General features: G+C 69.0%; 15 protein-coding genes. 3 read left to right on the forward strand and 12 right to left on the reverse strand.

Going from position 1 to position 16,706, the window contains the following annotated elements; all coding sequences use genetic code 11:
* The 10 genes from A5704_RS25325 to A5704_RS25370 all read right to left on the reverse strand — a co-directional run.
* On the reverse strand, positions 1-941 hold a 941-nt coding region (locus A5704_RS25325; protein WP_067891707.1), incomplete at its 3' end, for an SUMF1/EgtB/PvdO family nonheme iron enzyme.
* Positions 938-2,212 carry an ergothioneine biosynthesis glutamate--cysteine ligase EgtA gene (gene egtA, locus A5704_RS25330; RefSeq protein ID WP_067891708.1) on the reverse strand — a complete coding sequence of 425 codons (1,275 nt, stop codon included), beginning with the start codon at positions 2,210-2,212 and terminating at the stop codon, positions 938-940. The genes A5704_RS25325 and egtA, both read right to left, overlap by 4 nt.
* A 167-nt stretch (positions 2,213-2,379) precedes the next feature.
* Positions 2,380-3,027, reverse strand: a complete 648-nt coding sequence (locus A5704_RS25335) for a sensor domain-containing protein (protein WP_156670151.1) — start codon at positions 3,025-3,027, stop codon at positions 2,380-2,382.
* Between the two features lie 39 nt (positions 3,028-3,066).
* Positions 3,067-4,515: a catalase gene (locus A5704_RS25340; protein ID WP_067784478.1), complete on the reverse strand. Its 1,449-nt coding sequence runs from the start codon at positions 4,513-4,515 to the stop codon at positions 3,067-3,069.
* Positions 4,516-4,622: 107 nt separating this feature from the next.
* Positions 4,623-5,048 (reverse strand): hypothetical protein, encoded by a 426-nt coding sequence (locus tag A5704_RS25345; RefSeq protein ID WP_067784481.1) that lies wholly within the window; start codon positions 5,046-5,048, stop codon positions 4,623-4,625.
* Between the two features lie 155 nt (positions 5,049-5,203).
* On the reverse strand, positions 5,204-5,590 hold the full coding sequence (locus A5704_RS25350; RefSeq protein WP_067784484.1) for a hypothetical protein: 387 nt from the start codon (positions 5,588-5,590) through the stop codon (positions 5,204-5,206).
* A 105-nt stretch (positions 5,591-5,695) separates the two neighbouring features.
* Positions 5,696-6,076: a VOC family protein gene (locus A5704_RS25355; protein ID WP_067784486.1), complete on the reverse strand. Its 381-nt coding sequence runs from the start codon at positions 6,074-6,076 to the stop codon at positions 5,696-5,698.
* A 63-nt stretch (positions 6,077-6,139) separates the two neighbouring features.
* Complete coding sequence (locus tag A5704_RS25360; protein WP_067784489.1) at positions 6,140-7,282, reverse strand: DUF4185 domain-containing protein; 1,143 nt, start codon at positions 7,280-7,282, stop codon at positions 6,140-6,142.
* 7 nt (positions 7,283-7,289) lie between these two features.
* Positions 7,290-8,336 carry an aspartate-semialdehyde dehydrogenase gene (locus A5704_RS25365; protein WP_067756693.1) on the reverse strand — a complete coding sequence of 349 codons (1,047 nt, stop codon included), beginning with the start codon at positions 8,334-8,336 and terminating at the stop codon, positions 7,290-7,292.
* A 2-nt stretch (positions 8,337-8,338) separates the two neighbouring features.
* The gene (locus A5704_RS25370; protein WP_067756697.1) at positions 8,339-9,604 is read right to left on the reverse strand and encodes an aspartate kinase; all 1,266 of its coding nucleotides are present in this window, start codon (positions 9,602-9,604) and stop codon (positions 8,339-8,341) included.
* A 242-nt stretch (positions 9,605-9,846) separates the two neighbouring features.
* Here A5704_RS25370 and leuA point away from each other — a divergent pair, with 242 nt between their 5' ends.
* A complete protein-coding gene (gene leuA, locus A5704_RS25375) occupies positions 9,847-11,691 on the forward strand; it encodes a 2-isopropylmalate synthase (RefSeq protein WP_197499187.1) in 1,845 nt (614 codons plus the stop codon).
* A 45-nt stretch (positions 11,692-11,736) separates the two neighbouring features.
* Here leuA and A5704_RS25380 read toward each other — a convergent pair whose 3' ends face one another.
* Together A5704_RS25380 and A5704_RS25385 are read right to left on the reverse strand one after the other, a co-directional pair.
* Complete coding sequence (locus A5704_RS25380; RefSeq protein WP_231969352.1) at positions 11,737-13,209, reverse strand: chloride channel protein; 1,473 nt, start codon at positions 13,207-13,209, stop codon at positions 11,737-11,739.
* Between the two features lie 384 nt (positions 13,210-13,593).
* The gene (locus tag A5704_RS25385) at positions 13,594-14,586 is read right to left on the reverse strand and encodes a DEDDh family exonuclease (protein ID WP_067784492.1); all 993 of its coding nucleotides are present in this window, start codon (positions 14,584-14,586) and stop codon (positions 13,594-13,596) included.
* A 190-nt stretch (positions 14,587-14,776) separates the two neighbouring features.
* On the opposite strand from A5704_RS25385, the gene A5704_RS25390 reads away from it, so the two are divergent.
* Entirely contained in the window at positions 14,777-16,006 is a 1,230-nt protein-coding gene (locus tag A5704_RS25390; RefSeq protein WP_067756706.1) for a Mur ligase family protein, read from the forward strand.
* Complete coding sequence (locus tag A5704_RS25395; RefSeq protein WP_067784495.1) at positions 15,999-16,706, forward strand: type 1 glutamine amidotransferase; 708 nt, start codon at positions 15,999-16,001, stop codon at positions 16,704-16,706. Before A5704_RS25390 ends, A5704_RS25395 begins: the two co-directional genes overlap by 8 nt.

The raw sequence follows: 16,706 nt of genomic DNA on the forward strand, positions 1-16,706 counted from the left end.
CGGCGCCGGCGGCCGGTGGCCGGATCCCACGCGCAGGCCTTCTCCCATTCGATCTCGGTGGGCAGCCGCGCGCCGGCCCAGGCGGCGTAGGCCTCGGCCTCGAAGAAGGTGACGTGCTGCACCGGTTCGTCGGCCGGGATGTCTTCGACGTGGCCGAACCGGGTGCGCGTCCGCGCGTTGGGGCTCCAGAACTGCGGCGCCGTGAGGCCCGCACGCCGGCGATGCTCCCAACCGCGCTCCGACCACCAGCGTGGCTGCCGGTATCCGCCGTCTTCCACGAAGTGCCGCCACTCGCCGTTGGTGACCGGCACCCGGCCGATCCGGAACGAGGGCACGTCGACGACGTGGGCGGGCCGCTCGTTGTCCAGCGAGTACGGTTCGCTCGCCGCGTCGACGCCCAGCACGAACGGGCCGGCGGGCACCAGCACCGAGGTGCCGGCCACGCCTGGCCGGCCGGCCGGCAAGGCCACGGTGTCGCGCAGCAGCGGGGCGCCGCTGCGGAGGTTCAACGCCTGCAGCATGGTTTCGTCGTGCTGGTTCTCGTGGCTGATCACCAACGCGAACGGGAAGCTGTCGGCATCCTCGGGTAGGGCGTCGAGGGCGTCGAGGGCGGCCGAGCGCACCGTCCGGCAATACGCCCGCGCGCGATCCGGTGACAACAGCGGCAGCTCGACGCGGCTCGCGCGGGAGTGCACGAAGGCGTCGTACAGGCCTTCGACGGCAGGCGGCAACATGCCCGGCCGACCGGGGTCGCCGGCCCGCAGCAGCCAGAACTCCTCTTGCTGACCGATGTGCGCGAGGTCCCACACCAGCGGGCTCATCAGGGGGTCGTACTGCCGGTACAGTTCGGCGTCGTCGAACTCGACCAGCCGCAACGTTCGCGTCCGCGCCCGCGCCAGATCGTCGGCGAGACCCGCCCGGCATTCATCCGCGGACGTCACAGCCCCCCTTGGGCCAGGCGCGCCACGGTGGGCGCGATGCCGTGCTGGATCACCTGATCGGAGAAGTCGTCGCCGGGACATCGGCACCGTTCGACGGCGTCGACCAGCCGCTGCATCGACTCGCCGAGCTCGGGCGGCGCCAGCTCGGCGGCGATCGCCACGCACTGGTTGGCCGCGGCGTACAGCCGCCGGTCCCGCAGGCCCACCCGGGCCGCGGTGTCCCATGCGGTGGCCACGGGTTCGACTGCCTCGGCCGCTGTCTCGGCCGCGACGGGGTCGTCGAGCAGGGCCGTCAGCGTGAACACCACGGCCGGCCAGAACTCGTCCGGCACGCTGTCGAGATAGCGGATCTCCAGCCACTGCCTTGGGCGCACCGGCGGGAACAGGGTGGTCAGGTGGTATTCCAGGTCGGCGACGGTGGGACGGCGATCGCCGAGCAACACCCGGCCGTCCACCCAGTCGGCGAAGGGCACCCAGTGCGTGACCGCGGCGGCGTCCGGGGCGTGTACCAGCATCACCGGCGCCTTGAGCGCGTAGCGCGCCCAGTCGGTGCCGGGGTCGTCGCCGCTGGCGCCCAGGACCGGCCCGCATCGTGCCGCGTCCATCTGGCCCCACACCCACTGCCGGGTGGAGGCCCACCCGGTGAACTCGCCGCGCAGCATCGGGGAGTTCGCGGCGATCGCGATCATGGTGGGTCCCAGCGCGTGCGCCAGCCCGACGCGCGCCGCCCAGCCGGCCCGCGGCCCCGCGTCGAGGTTGACCTGGATGGACGCTGTGGACGTCATCATCGCCGAGCCCGCGTCGCCCGAGCGGCTGGACGCGAAGAACTGCTCCATGGCGCGGTAACGCGCGCCCGGGTTGATTCGCTTGGGTGGCCGCAGCGGGTCCGCGCCGAGGAATACCAGACCCAGGCCGGCGTCGGCGAACGCCGACCGCAGCGCGGCCTGATCGCGCCGCATCGCGTCGATGGCGCTGACCACGCCGTCAGCCGGCGGGCCGGACAGCTCCACCGCACCGCCGGGCTCCACCGTGACCCGGCTGCCGCCCGGCAACTCGGGCAGGCGCCCCAACACCTCGCCGATCTCGTCCCAGCCGGGCCTGCGATGCGGGTCCGCCGGGTCGTGGCAGTGGCCCTCCATCTCGAGACCAACGCGGCCCAGCGGGGCGTCCACCAAGCAGCCGTCGGCGATGTAACGCGCGGCGGCTTGGGAATCGGCCATCTCCGCACCGGCCAGCTCGGAGCCGGCGGTAGTGATGGCGGCGAACGTCATATCACTATCCCTTCGGGCCTGAGCAAGCCTGAACACGCGTCTGCGAACCTGTCCCCGTACCCGACTAAGGGAACGGTGACCGCCACTTCTTCATCTAGCAGATGGCCCCGACATATTCCCGTTCGCGCTACTTTTCAAGCCTGCCCGACCCGGCTCCGGCGCCCCGCTCATTGACCCAGCGCGTTCTGCATCGCGCCGGCCAGCACGTTGACCGCCGGCCCGGCGTTGCCAGACTGGCAGACCTTGGCCTGCAGTAACACGTTTTCGCGCAGCCTGGTTTGATTGAAGCAGCGCCGATCGGTACCGGCTTCTTGTTTGGTCCAGCTCGCGTCGGCCGCGCCCGGCGGCCCGCCGTCGAACGACCAGACCTGCGTGGCCCCGTTGTCCAGATGCATCGCGGTGGTCTGGCCCGAGCAGCCCACCGTCCGGTCCACCAGGCGATGGAAAGCGCGGTCGGCGGCATCGTTGGTGGCGAACACCCCGACGGCCTGTTTGACGAAGTGGGTCTGGTCGTTCGCCGCCGTCTGCGTGACGGCACCGTTGAACGACGCGAGGTCGGGGTCGTCGTACACCTCGGGCAGCCCGATGTCGGCCCAGTTGTTGCACACGGGGATGTCGACCCAATCCCCCTGGACCGGTCGGGTGAAGACCGACTCCCAGGCCATGGGTCCGCCGACGATGTTGCCGACCGAGCCCTTACCCAGGACGGCATAGTTCACCACTCCCGGTTCCGACGGGTGGGCGGTCGCAACGGGAAGCGCGACCGCGCACTCGATGGCCAGGCCGATGGCGATCGCGGCGCCGCGAACCCGCATGGTCATTCCAGCGATCATGCCAGGACGCCGGGGTGTTGGTCAGCCCCCGTTGCCGCGCACGCCCTCTTCGACCTTCTTGCCGAGGTCGGGGTCGACGTTGCGCCAGTACTCGAACACGCGTGACAGCACCGGCTCCTTGACGCCCTTGGAGACGTGACCGATGATGTTGTGCGCCAACCGATCTCGGGCCGCATCGTCGAGGACGTCGCGGACCATGGTGCCGGCCTGCCCCCAGTCGTCGTCCTCGGGGTGCAGCGTGTACGCGGCGCGGACCATGTCGCCGTCCGCATGCCAGCGCACCTCGGCGGCGCGCGCCGGGTCGGCGTGCGGGCCACCGTACGAGTTGGGCGCGTACACGGGGTCGGACACGTTCTTGATCCGCATCGCGCCGTCCTTCGAGTAGCTGTTCACCTCGACCTTCGGCGTGTTCACGGGAATCTGCCGGTAGTTGGTCCCCAGGCGGGCGCGATGCGCGTCGGAGTAGGAGAACCCGCGGGCCTGCAGCATCTTGTCCGGGCTCAGCCCGGTGCCCGGCACGGTGTTGTTCGGTTCGAAGGCCGCCTGCTCGATCTCGGTGTGGTAATCGGTGACGTTGCGGTTCAGCGTCATCTTGCCGACGTCGATCAACGGGTAGTCGCCGTGCGGCCAGACCTTGGTCAGGTCGAACGGGTTGAACCGATAATTCCTGGCTTCCTCGTACGGCATGATCTGCATCTTCAGGGTCCAGCTGGGATGGTTCCCGCCCTCGATTGCCTCGTAAAGGTCGCGCTGGTGGTAGTCGCCGTCCTCGCCTGCCAGCCGGTCCGCGTCCTCCTGGGGCAGGAAGTCGATGCCCTGGTCGGCGATGAAATGGTATTTGACCCAGAAGATTTCACCGCCGGCGTTGATCCAGCTGTACGTGTGGCTGCTGTAGCCGTTCATCTGCCGCCACGACTTGGGGATGCCGCGGTCGCCCATCAGCCAGGTCACCTGGTGCGCGGACTCCGGTGAGAGCGTCCAGAAGTCCCACTGCATGTTGTGGTCGCGCAAATTCGTTGCCTGCATGCGTTTTTGCGACCGGATGAAGTGCTGGAACTTCAACGGGTCGCGCATGAAGAAGACCGGGGTGTTGTTGCCGACCAGGTCGAAATTGCCTTCGCTGGTGTAGAACTTCAGCGCGAAGCCGCGCGGGTCCCGCCAGGTGTCCGGGCTGCCGCGCTCACCGGCGACGGTGGAGAACCGGGCCAGCATCTCGGTCTTGGTGCCCGGCTGGAAGACCGCGGCCCTCGTGTATTTACTGACGTCGTTGGTGACCTCGAAGGTGCCGAAGGCTCCGCCGCCCTTCGCGTGCGGCTGCCGCTCCGGGATGCGTTCCCGGTTGAATTGGGCCATCTGCTCGATCAGGTAATGGTCCTGCAGCAGGATCGGGCCGTCGGGACCGATCGTCAACGACTGGTCGTCGCTGGGCGCAGCGATGCCGGCGTCATTGGTGGTGAAACGCTCCGTCATGTCGCTATCTCCTCTTTGCTGGGCTGCCCTTGGATATTGGCGACGAATACCCCTGCGCGCCAATAACTATGCGCTTTCTCTGGACCGCATCAAGATCGCACCGGTAGTTACGGGCGTGGTGCCGGCAGGGCGGGGGTCGGGCTGACAGCACTCGCCGGCGGCTGGCCGGGGCCGCTTAGGCCGGGTCCGCCGGGTCCACCCGGGCCGGCGGGCGGCATGGGCACGATCAACCCCGGCCCGCCGTAGCCCCACTGGCCGCTCGGACCGGGGCCCCACGGCCCGTTGCCCGGTCCGGGGCCGCCGCCCGGTCTGAACATCGGGCCGTGGTGATGGTGGCAGTGGTGGTAGTAGCCGTACACGAACGCGCCGACGAAGAAGACAGTCGAGATGATGAAGACGACGCCGGCCACGATGACCACCCACGCCGCGGCCGTGTAGAGCGCCGGCGGCTTCACGCGCTCCGCGGGTGGAGGCGCGGGTGCGGTGGTGGCGGCGGGAGTCGGCGGTGGCGTCGGTCCGGGTGTCTCGGTCATGCCTTCCAATATGCCCAGGCCCTCACGCGCTTAACAGGTCCGCCGCGGAAAACTTGCTGTGAATCGACACGGGGCGGCCGGTCGCCGGTGGCGAGACGACGCGCAGCCCGGCGCTCTCGCGAGCACCGGGCTGCTGGTTGTTCAGTGAGGTTGGGCTACGGCGTGCGGGACGGGGCGACCGACGTCGGGATCTGGCTCGGGCCGGGGGCGCCGGGCGTCGCCGCCCCGGGTCCGCCCTGCTGGATGCCGGCCGGTCCACCCTGCTGGGCACCCGGACCGCCCGGGCCGCCCATGCGGTGGGGGTGCATGAACGCCGCGTGGTGCTTGTGGTGGTGATGGCCGTGGTGGCCGCCGCGGTGGCCGAGGATGAAGCCGGTGAAGAAGATGACCGCGACGATGAACACGATCCCGGCGACGATGGCGACCCAGGCGGCGAGGTGGAAGACGCGTGCCGCCCGGTAGGGGGCTGTCGCTGCCGCGGCGGCCGCCGGGGCAGTTGCGGTCGACGACCGCGTGGTGGGGGTTTCAGATGTTTCACTCATGAGACAAATGATGAAGCCGTTAACAATAGTTGCGGCTATGCGTCACTTATGTAGCAGCTATGAGGATGAAAACGCCGCCCATCTGCCAAGACGCCTTTCTCGGCGTCACTCGTCCGGGGTGCCATCAACCAGTTCGGACAGCATGAACCGGTGCCCTTCTGGAGATCGCAGGCCCATCTCGCGCCTGCCCCACGGTTCGGTCGTGGGAGCTTCGATGACGTCGGCGTGCTGCGCGACGGCGCGGCGGTAGAAGGCGTCGACACCGTCCACCGTGAGGTACGCGAGGTAGCTGTGGTCGCCCAACTGGGCGGCCGGGAGGGCGTCAGGGCATCGGCCGAGCCGGAAGGTCACCGTCCCCGCGGCGCAGAACATCCAATTTCCCGGATCCGGCTCGGTGATGTCGCAGCCGAGCACCGACTGAAACCACTGAGCGGTTCCGTTCAGATCGTGCACGGCAAGGACCGGGTCGGCGCTGATGAATTCCATGGGAGCAGTGTGAACGACGAATCCAGCCCGGCGGGCACCGCTGTACGGGCCGACTAACGTGCCCTACTCCGGTTTGAGTGGGTTGACCGCGAACTGAATCACCCGGTAGGGCGCGGCCACACGCGCGCGAGTGTCCCACTGGCTCACGAAGATTCGCAGCTCGTCGAGTGTGGAACCGGGCGAGATGTAACCGCCGTACGGTTGCGCGAGCCGGTTGTCATACGGGGGCGGCAGGCTCTCCGCCGGATCGGGCCACTCGTCGTGCTGCACCACCGTGGTGACCGGCGCGTCGCCCAGGGCGGTCGGGTCGTCGGCGACGCGGACCTCCATGTTGCCCGTGACGGCGTTGAAGTAGGACAGCACCGCCTTTCCGTCGATTTGCCGGACGCACAACTCGCCCACCGCTTCCGGCCACAGCGGCGTGGGCGGCTTGCCCCAGCCGCCGCCCGGCCCGGCCGCCCACCCCTGCCACCGGGACCGGTCGGTGAACGATTGCGGGGTGGCCCGGTAGAGCACGACGGGGTTCCGACGGGTGAAGCTGTCGGCCACGATGTACACCCAGCCGGTCGGCGAGTCCGCGGTGGGAATGGGGTCGTAGTAGCCGCTGATCTGCGTCTGCGAGCCGCCCTGGTAGGACGCGGGCCGGCGCGACCCGGGGATGGTCTGCCACCCGGCCCGCGCGGGCTCGGCCGTCACGAGCCGGGAGCTTTGCGGTTCCAGGTTTTTCGTCGTCGTCACCATCACGTAGTTGCGCCGGTTGATCTGCACCACCCCGGCCGGCAGCTGCGAGGCACCCGGCGGGGTCGGATCGGCCAGCAGCGGTTTGCTGACGCCGGTGACGCCGGTGTAGCGCACGCCGGCCGGATCGTCGACCGAGGCGGTGTCCACACGCAGCGCCACCGGCGCGTACCAACCACCGAACCCGACGCCCTGGCCGGCGAAGCTGTCGCCGCAGACCTGCAACAGTTCGGCGGGGAACTCCACGAACTCACAGAGGTCGGTCGCGCCGATGCCGTAGTCCCCGGTGGGCGTGCCGGTGCCGGCGGTCGGGCCGATCCGCACCACCTGGCCGGGCGCCAGCGGTTGCACGATGGGCTCGGGCGCGGGCGCCGGCGGATCGGCGTGGGCGAGCCAAACTCCTTGCGGGGCAATCAAAGCCAATGCAAGCGAGCACCGCGCGATCAGTCGGGTATGGGCGGTGCTCACCCGCTTCTCACAACTGGGCGGCCAGCAACTCGGCGATCTGGATGGTGTTCAGCGCCGCCCCCTTGCGCAGGTTGTCCCCCGACACGAACAGGGCCAGGCCGCGCCCGTCGGGCACGCCGGGGTCGTGCCGGATGCGGCCGACCAACGACTCGTCGACGCCCGCGGCCGCCAACGGCGTCGGCACGTCGACCACCTTCACCCCGGGCGCGCCGTCGAGCAGCTGCCGGGCCCGCTCGGGCGACAGCGGCCGGGCGAATTCGGCGTTGATCGACAGCGAGTGCCCGGTGAAAACCGGTACCCGCACGCAGGTTCCGCTCACCGCCAGCTCCGGGATGCCGAGGATCTTGCGGCTCTCGTGCCGCAGCTTCTGGTCCTCGTCGGTCTCGCCGGAGCCGTCATCGACCAGCGAGCCGGCCAGCGGCACGACGTTGAACGCGATCGGCGCGACGTAGGTCTTGGGCGCGGGGAACTCGATCGCTGCCCCGTCGTGCACGAGCTGCTCGGCGCCGTCGATGACCGCGCGGGCCTGCGTGGCCAGCTCCTCCACCCCGGCCAGCCCGCTGCCGGACACCGCCTGGTAGCTCGACACCACCAGGCGCACCAGCTGGGCTTCGTCGTGCAGCACCTTGAGCACCGGCATCGCGGCCATCGTGGTGCAGTTCGGGTTGGCGATGATGCCCTTGGGTCGACGGTGGGCGTCCCTGTCGAAGTTGACCTCCGACACCACCAGCGGCACGTCGGGGTCCTTGCGCCAGGCCGACGAGTTGTCGATCACGGTCACCCCGGCCGCGGCGAAGCGCGGCGCCTGCACCAGCGACATCGTCTTGCCGGCGGAGAACAGCGCGATGTCCAGGCCGCTCGGGTCCGCGGTCGCGGCGTCCTCGACCTCGATCTCCTGGCCGCGGAATTCCAGCTTGCGGCCCTGCGAGCGGGCCGAGGCGAAGAACCGCACCGACGTCGCGGGGAAGTCCCGCTCGTCGAGCAACCTACGCATCACCTGGCCGACCTGGCCGGTGGCGCCCACAACGCCTATTGACACGCTATTCGCGCCCATATCTACCTGCCCGTCCCCGCATACACCGTCGCCTTCTCGTCCCCGCCAAGCCCGAACGCCTCATGCAACGCCACGACGGCCTTGTCTAGTTCGGTGTCGCGGCACAGGACCGAGATGCGGATCTCCGAGGTGGAAATCAGCTCGATGTTGACGCCGACGGCGGCCAGGGCCTCACAGAAGGTCGCGGTGACGCCGGGGTGGCTGCGCATGCCCGCGCCGATCAGCGACACCTTGCCGATGTGGTCGTCGTAGAGCAGCTGGGTGAAGCCGATCTCGTCCTTGAGCGCGTCCAGCTTGGCCACCGCCGTGGGCCCGCTGTCGCGCGAGCAGGTGAAGGTGATGTCGGTCTTGCCGTCCTCCACCTTGGAGACGTTCTGCAGCACCATGTCGATGTTCACGTCGGCGTCGGCGACCGCCCGGAAGACCCGAGCCGCGTAGCCGGGGATGTCGGGGATGCCGACGACGGTCACCTTGGCCTCGCTGCGGTCGTGCGCGACTCCGGTCAGGATTGGGTCTTCCATGGCTATGTCCTTGATCGATCCGACGACGACGGTGCCGGGCTTGTCCGAGTAGGACGAGCGGACGTGCACCGGAATGTTGTAGCGGCGGGCGTATTCCACGCAGCGCAGCATCAGCACCTTCGCGCCGCAGGCCGCCATCTCGAGCATCTCCTCGAAGGTCACCTTGTCCAGCCGGCGCGCGTTGTGCACGATCCGCGGGTCCGCGGTGAAGATGCCGTCGACGTCGGTGTAGATCTCGCAGACGTCGGCGTGCAGGGCCGCGGCCAGGGCCACCGCCGTGGTGTCCGAACCGCCGCGCCCCAGTGTGGTGACGTCCCGGGTGTCCTGGCTGACGCCCTGGAAGCCGGCGACCAGCACGATGCGGCCCTCGTCGAGCGCGGCCTGCAGCCGCCCGGGGGTGACCTCGATGATCTTCGCGTTGCCGTGGGTGCCGGTGGTGATGACCCCGGCCTGCGAGCCGGTGAACGAGCGCGCCTCCGCGCCCAGCGATTCGATCGCCATGGCCACCAGCGCGTTGGAGATGCGTTCGCCGGCGGTCAGCAGCATGTCGAGTTCCCGCGGCGGCGGGGCCGGGCAGACCTGCTGGGCCAGATCCATCAGGTCGTCGGTGGTGTCGCCCATGGCGGAGACCACGACGACGACGTCGTTCCCCTGCTTCTTGGTCGCGACGATGCGTTCGGCGACACGGCGGATCCGATCGGCGTCGGCCACCGATGATCCGCCGTACTTTTGCACGACCAGCGCCACGTTATGTTTCCCGCAATCTTCCCGCCCTTGGGCACGATTTAAGTCCACAACAGAATACGTGGCTGCACATAACGGTTTACGCCCCGATGCCGACCACCGCAGCCTGCGGTTTTGGCATGATTTTCGACGATTTTCCTCCCGGGCGCCAATCGCGGTAGAGTGCAGGGCGTGCAGCGGGTGCTCCTCCTCGGACGCCGCGACGGGGTCTGATCCAGACCGGCTTCCCGTCGCGGGTGTTCGCGATGCGCCGGTCTGAGGTTCCTTCTGACACCCCCGGAGCAACTACCGTGACTTCCAATCCCGACGCCTATACGTCAGCCCGATCGATCGTCAAACCCGCGGGCCCGCCGGGCCCCGGACAGCCCGCCTGGAATCCGCAGCGTGGTTCGGCGATGCCGGTCAACCGGTACCGATCCTTCGCCGAGGAAGTCGAGCCCATCCGCCTGGCCGACCGCACCTGGCCCGACCGCGTCATCGACCGCGCCCCGCTGTGGTGCGCGGTGGACCTACGCGACGGCAACCAGGCGCTGATCGACCCGATGAGCCCGACCCGCAAGCGCCGCATGTTCGATCTGCTGGTTCGCATGGGATACAAGGAGATCGAGGTCGGCTTCCCGTCGGCCAGCCAAACCGATTTCGACTTCGTCCGCGAGATCATCACCGACGGCGCCATCCCGGACGACGTCACCATCCAGGTGCTGACGCAGTGCCGTCCCGAGCTCATCGAGCGCACGTTCCTGGCGTGCGAGGGCGCGTCGCGGGTCATCGTGCACTTCTACAATTCGACGTCGATCCTGCAGCGCCGCGTGGTTTTTCGCGCCGACCGGGCCGCGGTGCAGGCGATCGCGACCGACGGCGCCCGCAAGTGCGTCGAGGAGGCCGCCAAATACCCTGGCACGCAATGGCGTTTCGAATATTCGCCGGAGTCCTACACCGGAACCGAGCTCGAATACGCCAGGCAGGTGTGTGACGCCGTCGGCGAGATCATCGCGCCGACACCGGAGAACCCCATCATCTTCAACCTGCCCGCCACGGTCGAGATGGCCACTCCCAACGTCTACGCCGACTCGATCGAGTGGATGAGCCGCAACCTGGCCAATCGGGAATCCGTCATCCTGAGCCTGCACCCGCACAATGACCGCGGGACGGCTGTCGCCGCAGCGGAATTGGGCTTCGCGGCGGGCGCCGACCGGATCGAGGGCTGCCTATTCGGCAACGGCGAACGCACCGGCAACGTGTGCCTGGTGACGCTGGGGCTCAACCTGTTCTCCCGCGGCGTCGACCCCCAGATCGACTTCTCCAACATCGACGAGATCCGCCGCACGGTCGAATACTGCAACCAGCTTCCCGTCCACGAGCGTCACCCCTACGGCGGGGACCTGGTCTACACCGCGTTCTCCGGCAGCCATCAGGATGCGATCAACAAGGGCCTGGACCAGATGAAGGTCGACGCCGACGCCGCGGACACCGACGTCGAGGACATGCTCTGGCAGGTCCCGTATCTGCCGATCGACCCCAAAGACGTCGGGCGCACCTACGAAGCGGTGATCCGGGTCAACTCGCAGTCCGGCAAGGGCGGTGTGGCCTACATCATGAAGTCCGACCACGGCCTGGCCCTGCCGCGCCGGCTGCAGATCGAGTTCTCCCAGGCGATCCAGAAGATCACCGAGGGCGAGGGCGGGGAGGTCTCCCCGAAGGAGATGTGGGACGTGTTCTCCGAGGAGTACCTCGCCCCGGTGTGGCCGCTGGAGCGGATGAAACAGCGCGTCGAGGCGTCGGAGGAAGACAGCGGCACCACCACGGTCGCCGCGACCGTCAAGGTCAACGGCGTGGAGACCGAGATCAGCGGCGTGGGCAACGGCCCGCTCGCGGCCTTCGTCCACGCGCTCGGCGGTGTCGGCTTCGACGTCGCGGTCCTCGATTACTCCGAGCACGCGATGAGCGCCGGCGACGACGCGCAGGCGGCGGCATACGTGGAGGCGTCGGTGAACGGCCGCTCCGTCTGGGGCGTCGGCATCGCGCCGTCGATCACCACCGCGTCGTTGCGCGCCGTCGTGTCGGCGGTCAACCGCGCGTCCCGGAAGTAACGCTCGGCGTCGAGGCCGCGGCGACGGAGTTGGGCTCGTCCCGGTTCAACTCGCACGCTCGTCGCGTCGATCACCGTCGCGGGCCCACCGGCGAACGATGCTTCGCGGCGGCTTGGGAAAATACGGCACGAGATGCCTCGTCCGTTCCGTGTCCTCGGTGAGATCGTGCAGCCGGGCGGTCAGCAAGTCCTTCATCAACAAGTGGCCCTGATCGGAACCGTCCGGCGATACCACCCGCAGCGGGCGGCCATCCGATTCCGCGAAGACATTCGCGGCATGCCGCAGCGTGGCCTTGCTGCCCACCGTGCCACCCGCCGGGGCGGGTGGCGGCCCGGAGCGCATCACTTCGGCGACCAGGAACGCCTCCAGCGGGTCGGTCGTGTAATCACGCGTCAGATGCATTCCGCTGCGTGCAATCTTCTCGGTGAGCACCGAGCGGGCGAGCAGCAACGCGGATATCGCGTAGGCGGTGATCGTGGCGATGACCACCGGCAGCATCGCCGGCCACGCGCGAGTGAGCTCGAGGGTGAACATGATGGCCGCCAGGGGAGCCCGCATGATGCCGCAAACGACGGCGGCCAGGCCCAGCATCGCCCAGAATCCCGGATACACGTGCGGAAACCAGTGCCCGATGAAGGCTCCGAGCGCGCTGCCGATCATGAACACGGGGGCGAATACACCGCCCGATGTTCCCGAACCCAGCGACAGCGCCCAGATCGCGGTTTTCACCACGAGGATGCCCACGATCAGCGACAGTCCGGCGCGCCCGGTGAGAAGTGCATCGATCACGTTGTAACCGACCCCGAGAGCGCGCGGTTCAATCAGTCCGCCCGCGCCGATGATCAGACCGCCGATCGCCGGCCACCACATCCAGTGAATGGGTAGGCGCGGGAAGGTGTTTTCGGCCCAGTAGACCAGGTGCGTCACCGAGATGGCGAGCGCAGCGCCGGCCAGTCCGACGCATACCGCCAAAGCGTCGATGGACCAATGGATTTCAGCTACATGCGCCTCGACCGGGAATACCGGCGCGGTGCCCAGGATGAACAAGCGCACCACGGTGGCCATCGCTACCGCGCTCGCGACGGGGACCATGCTCCGCGGCCGCCATTCGAAGAGCAGCAATTCGACGGCCAGCAGGATGGATGCCAGTGGTGCGTTAAAGGTGGCCGCGATGCCCCCGGCGGCGCCGGAGGCCAGCAGGATCTTTCGCTCGTCTGCGGTCAGATGCAGGAATTGAGCGACAACGGAACCCATGGCCCCGCCGGTCATCACGATCGGCCCCTCCGCGCCGAACGGGCCGCCGGTACCGATGCTGACGGCCGCCGAGATCGGCTTGAGCACAGCAACTTTGGGCTCGACGCGGCTGCTGCCGGTGAGAATCACTTCGATGGTCTCAGGCATGCCGTGACCACGTACCTGATCGGATCCGTACCGCGCCATCAGGCCGATGACCAAACCGCCGGCTATCGGCGCACCCAGAATCAGCCACCACGGATGGTGGTTTGCCGCCGGCGACACCAGAGCATCCGAAATACGTTGATAAAAAACAAGATTAGTGACCAAACCGATGAGCTTCAACAGACACCAGGCCACCAGTGCTGACAGGGCGCCGATGACTATCGCGATGCCCGTGATTGGAATTAACCGCCGATCGACGTTGAAGTCGGCTAACCGTCCACTCACTACAAAGAATTCCTCACCGATCCGATCGATGCATCAACTCTCGACAGATTCCCCAGAACGCAACTCGCAGGACACGATTCGCGTCCTGCGGTGATCCGCTGAATCGTAACAACTCCGCGCGCCGTCGGCGTGCTCAACGGCCGAGGCATTGCTGGGAGTTAGGGCTGAATTCCCTGGCGTCCGCCTGTTAAGCGTCCCGTCAGCGCAGCAGGTCGAGCGTCAGAACAATGCGAGCTGCTGGTCCACCGCGGTGGTGTCGGTGAACTCCTCCATGCTGGTGCCGCCCACGACCGCGCGGATGGAGTCCATGAACTGCGCGTCGGAGACCACCGGCACCCCGAGCTGCTTGGCCAGGTAGCCCTTGCCCTGATCCGGGGCGGGGTCATTGCAGACCACCAGCGAAGTCTCGCCGTCGACGGCGTCGGTATAGGCCAGCCCGGCGTGCAGGATGCGTTCGACCAGTTCCTCGTGGGTGCGGCCGACCTCGGCCGCCAGGGCCACCCGCATGCCCTGCACCAGCGGCCGCCCGGACACGTACAGCCCGGGATTGAGATACGGGCAGGGCATCCGCGAGGCCAGCACCTTCAACGGGCGCAGCTCGTCGTGGGTGACGCGGCCGTTGGGCCACCGTCGCCGGGTCACCGGATGCACCGGCAGCCAGATGTCGCGCTCGCGCGCACGCCTGAGCGCCGACGCCAGCACACCGGTCAGGACCAGCGCGTCGTCGAAGGCGTCGTGCGGCCGTTCCTGGGTGACGCCCCAGTGCGCCGCGAGGGTCTCCAAGCGCAGGTTGTCGATGCCGAGGTCCAACCGCCGGGCCAGCTCGACGGTGCACATGACGGAGTCGATCGGCAGTTCGGTCTCGGCGAGCTCGGCTTCCGCGGCCAGGAACGCGTAGTCGAACGCGACGTTGTGGGCCACCAGCGTGCGACCGTCCAGCACCTTGACCACGTCGTCGACGACGTCGGCGAACTGCGGCTGGTCTTCCAGCATGGCCGCCGTCAGGCCGTGCACGTGGGTTGGCCCGGGGTCCACGCCAGGGTTGAGCAGGCTGACGACGGATTGCTCCACGCGACCGTCGGCGTCGAGGCCCAGCACCGCCAGGCTGATGACCCGCGCCTGACCGGGCCGAAAACCCGACGTCTCGACGTCGATGACGGCCCAACCCCCGTCCGGCTCGCTGGCCGGCCGCCCCCAGGACACCCGGTTCATGTCGACAGGATGGCACGTCGGACCGACATCACCGGGTCGCTTCGCTGCCGTGTCGGTCGCTGAATTCGGTAAGGGCGACCCGCAGCACCCGGCGCTCTGCACCGCGCTTGCGATCGCCCTTATTGGATAAGGGCGACCCGCAGCACCCGGCGCTCTGCGCCGCGCTTGCGATCGCCCTTAAACTGCCCGGGTGGTTACCACCCGTGCACGCCTGGCCCTCGCCGCGGGAGCGAGCGCGCGCTGGGCCTCGCGGGTGACCGGACGCGGCGCGGGAGCGATGATCGGTGGCCTGATCGCGATGTCCCTGGACCGCTCGGTCCTGCGTCAGCTGGCGGCCGGACGACGTACCGTCGTCGTCACCGGCACCAACGGCAAGTCGACCACCACCCGGATGACCGCCGCCGCGCTGGGCACGCTGGGTTCGGTGGCCACCAACGCCGAAGGCGCCAACATGGACGCCGGGCTGGTGGCCGCGCTGGCGGCGAACCGCGAGGCGCCGCTGGCGGCCCTGGAAGTCGACGAGATGCACGTGCCGCACGTCTCCGATGCCGTCGAGCCCGCCGTAGTCGTGCTGCTCAACCTGTCGCGCGACCAGCTGGACCGGGTCGGCGAGATCAACGTCATCGAACGCACCCTGCGGGCCGGGTTGGCCCGGCATCCCAACGCGGTCGTCGTCGCCAACTGTGACGACGTGCTCATGACGTCGGCGGCCTACGACAGCCCGAACGTGGTGTGGGTGGCCGCGGGCGGCTCGTGGGCCAACGACTCGGTCAGCTGCCCGCGCAGCGGCGAGGTGATCGTCCGCGACAAGGGGCATTGGTATTCCACCGGCGTCGACTTCAAGCGGCCCAGCCCGCAGTGGTGGTTCGACGACCACACCCTCTACGGGCCCGACGGGCTGGCCCTGCCGATGCGGTTGGCGCTGCCGGGCGCGGTGAATCGCGGAAACGCCGCCCAGGCCGTCGCCGCCGCCGTCGCGCTGGGCGCGGAACCCGCGAAGGCGGTGGCGGCCGTGTCGGGCGTCGACGAGGTCGCCGGGCGCTACCGGACCGTCCGCGTCGGCGACCACGAGGCGCGGATCCTGCTGGCCAAGAACCCGGCCGGCTGGCAGGAGGCGCTGTCGATGGTGGACAAGCAGGCGGCCGGGGTCGTCATCTCGGTCAACGGGCAGGTGCCCGATGGCGAAGACCTGTCCTGGCTGTGGGACGTCCGCTTCGAGCACTTCGAGCACACCGCCGTCGTGGCCGCCGGGGAGCGGGGCACCGACCTCGCGGTGCGCCTCGGCTACGCGGGCGTCGACCACACCCTGGTGCACGACACCGTGGCGGCCATCGCGTCCTGCCCGCCGGGGCGGGTCGAGGTCGTCGCGAACTACACCGCCTTCCTCCAGCTGCAACGTGCGTTGGCGCGCCATGGCTGATTCGACCGTGCGGATCGGGCTGGTGCTGCCTGACGTGATGGGCACCTACGGCGACGGCGGCAACGCGCTGGTGCTGCGCCAGCGCCTGCGGTTGCGGGGCATCGCCGCGGAGATCGTCGAGATCACGCTGGCCGACCCGGTGCCGGACTCACTGGACCTCTACACGCTGGGCGGGGCGGAGGACTACGCGCAGCGGTTGGCCACCAAGCACCTGATCAAGCATCCTGGGTTGCAGCGCGCCGCCGAGCGCGGCGCGCCCGTGCTGGCGATCTGCGCCGCCGTGCAGGTGCTCGGCCAGTGGTACGAGACGTCGGCGGGGGAACGGGTCGACGGCGTGGGGATGCTCGACGCGACCACCTCGCCGCAGCAGGCCCGCACCATCGGCGAATTGATCAGCAAGCCGCTGTTGCCCGGGCTGACCCAGCGGCTCACCGGTTTCGAGAACCACCGGGGCGGCACCGTCCTGGGCCCCGCCGCATCGCCGCTGGGCGCGGTGGCCAAGGGCGCGGGCAATCGGGCGGGCGACGGCTTCGACGGAGCGGTGCAGGGCAGCGTCGTGGCCACGTACATGCACGGCCCGTGCCTGGCCCGCAACCCCGAGCTGGCGGACCTGCTGTTGGGCAAGGTGGTGGGCGAGCTGGCGCCGCTGGAGCTGCCCGAGGTGGAGTTGTTGCGCCGGGAGCGGTTGGCGGTGCGCTGA

It is taken from the genome of Mycobacterium sp. E735, from assembly GCF_001666955.1.
Classification (GTDB): Bacteria; Actinomycetota; Actinomycetes; order Mycobacteriales; family Mycobacteriaceae; genus Mycobacterium.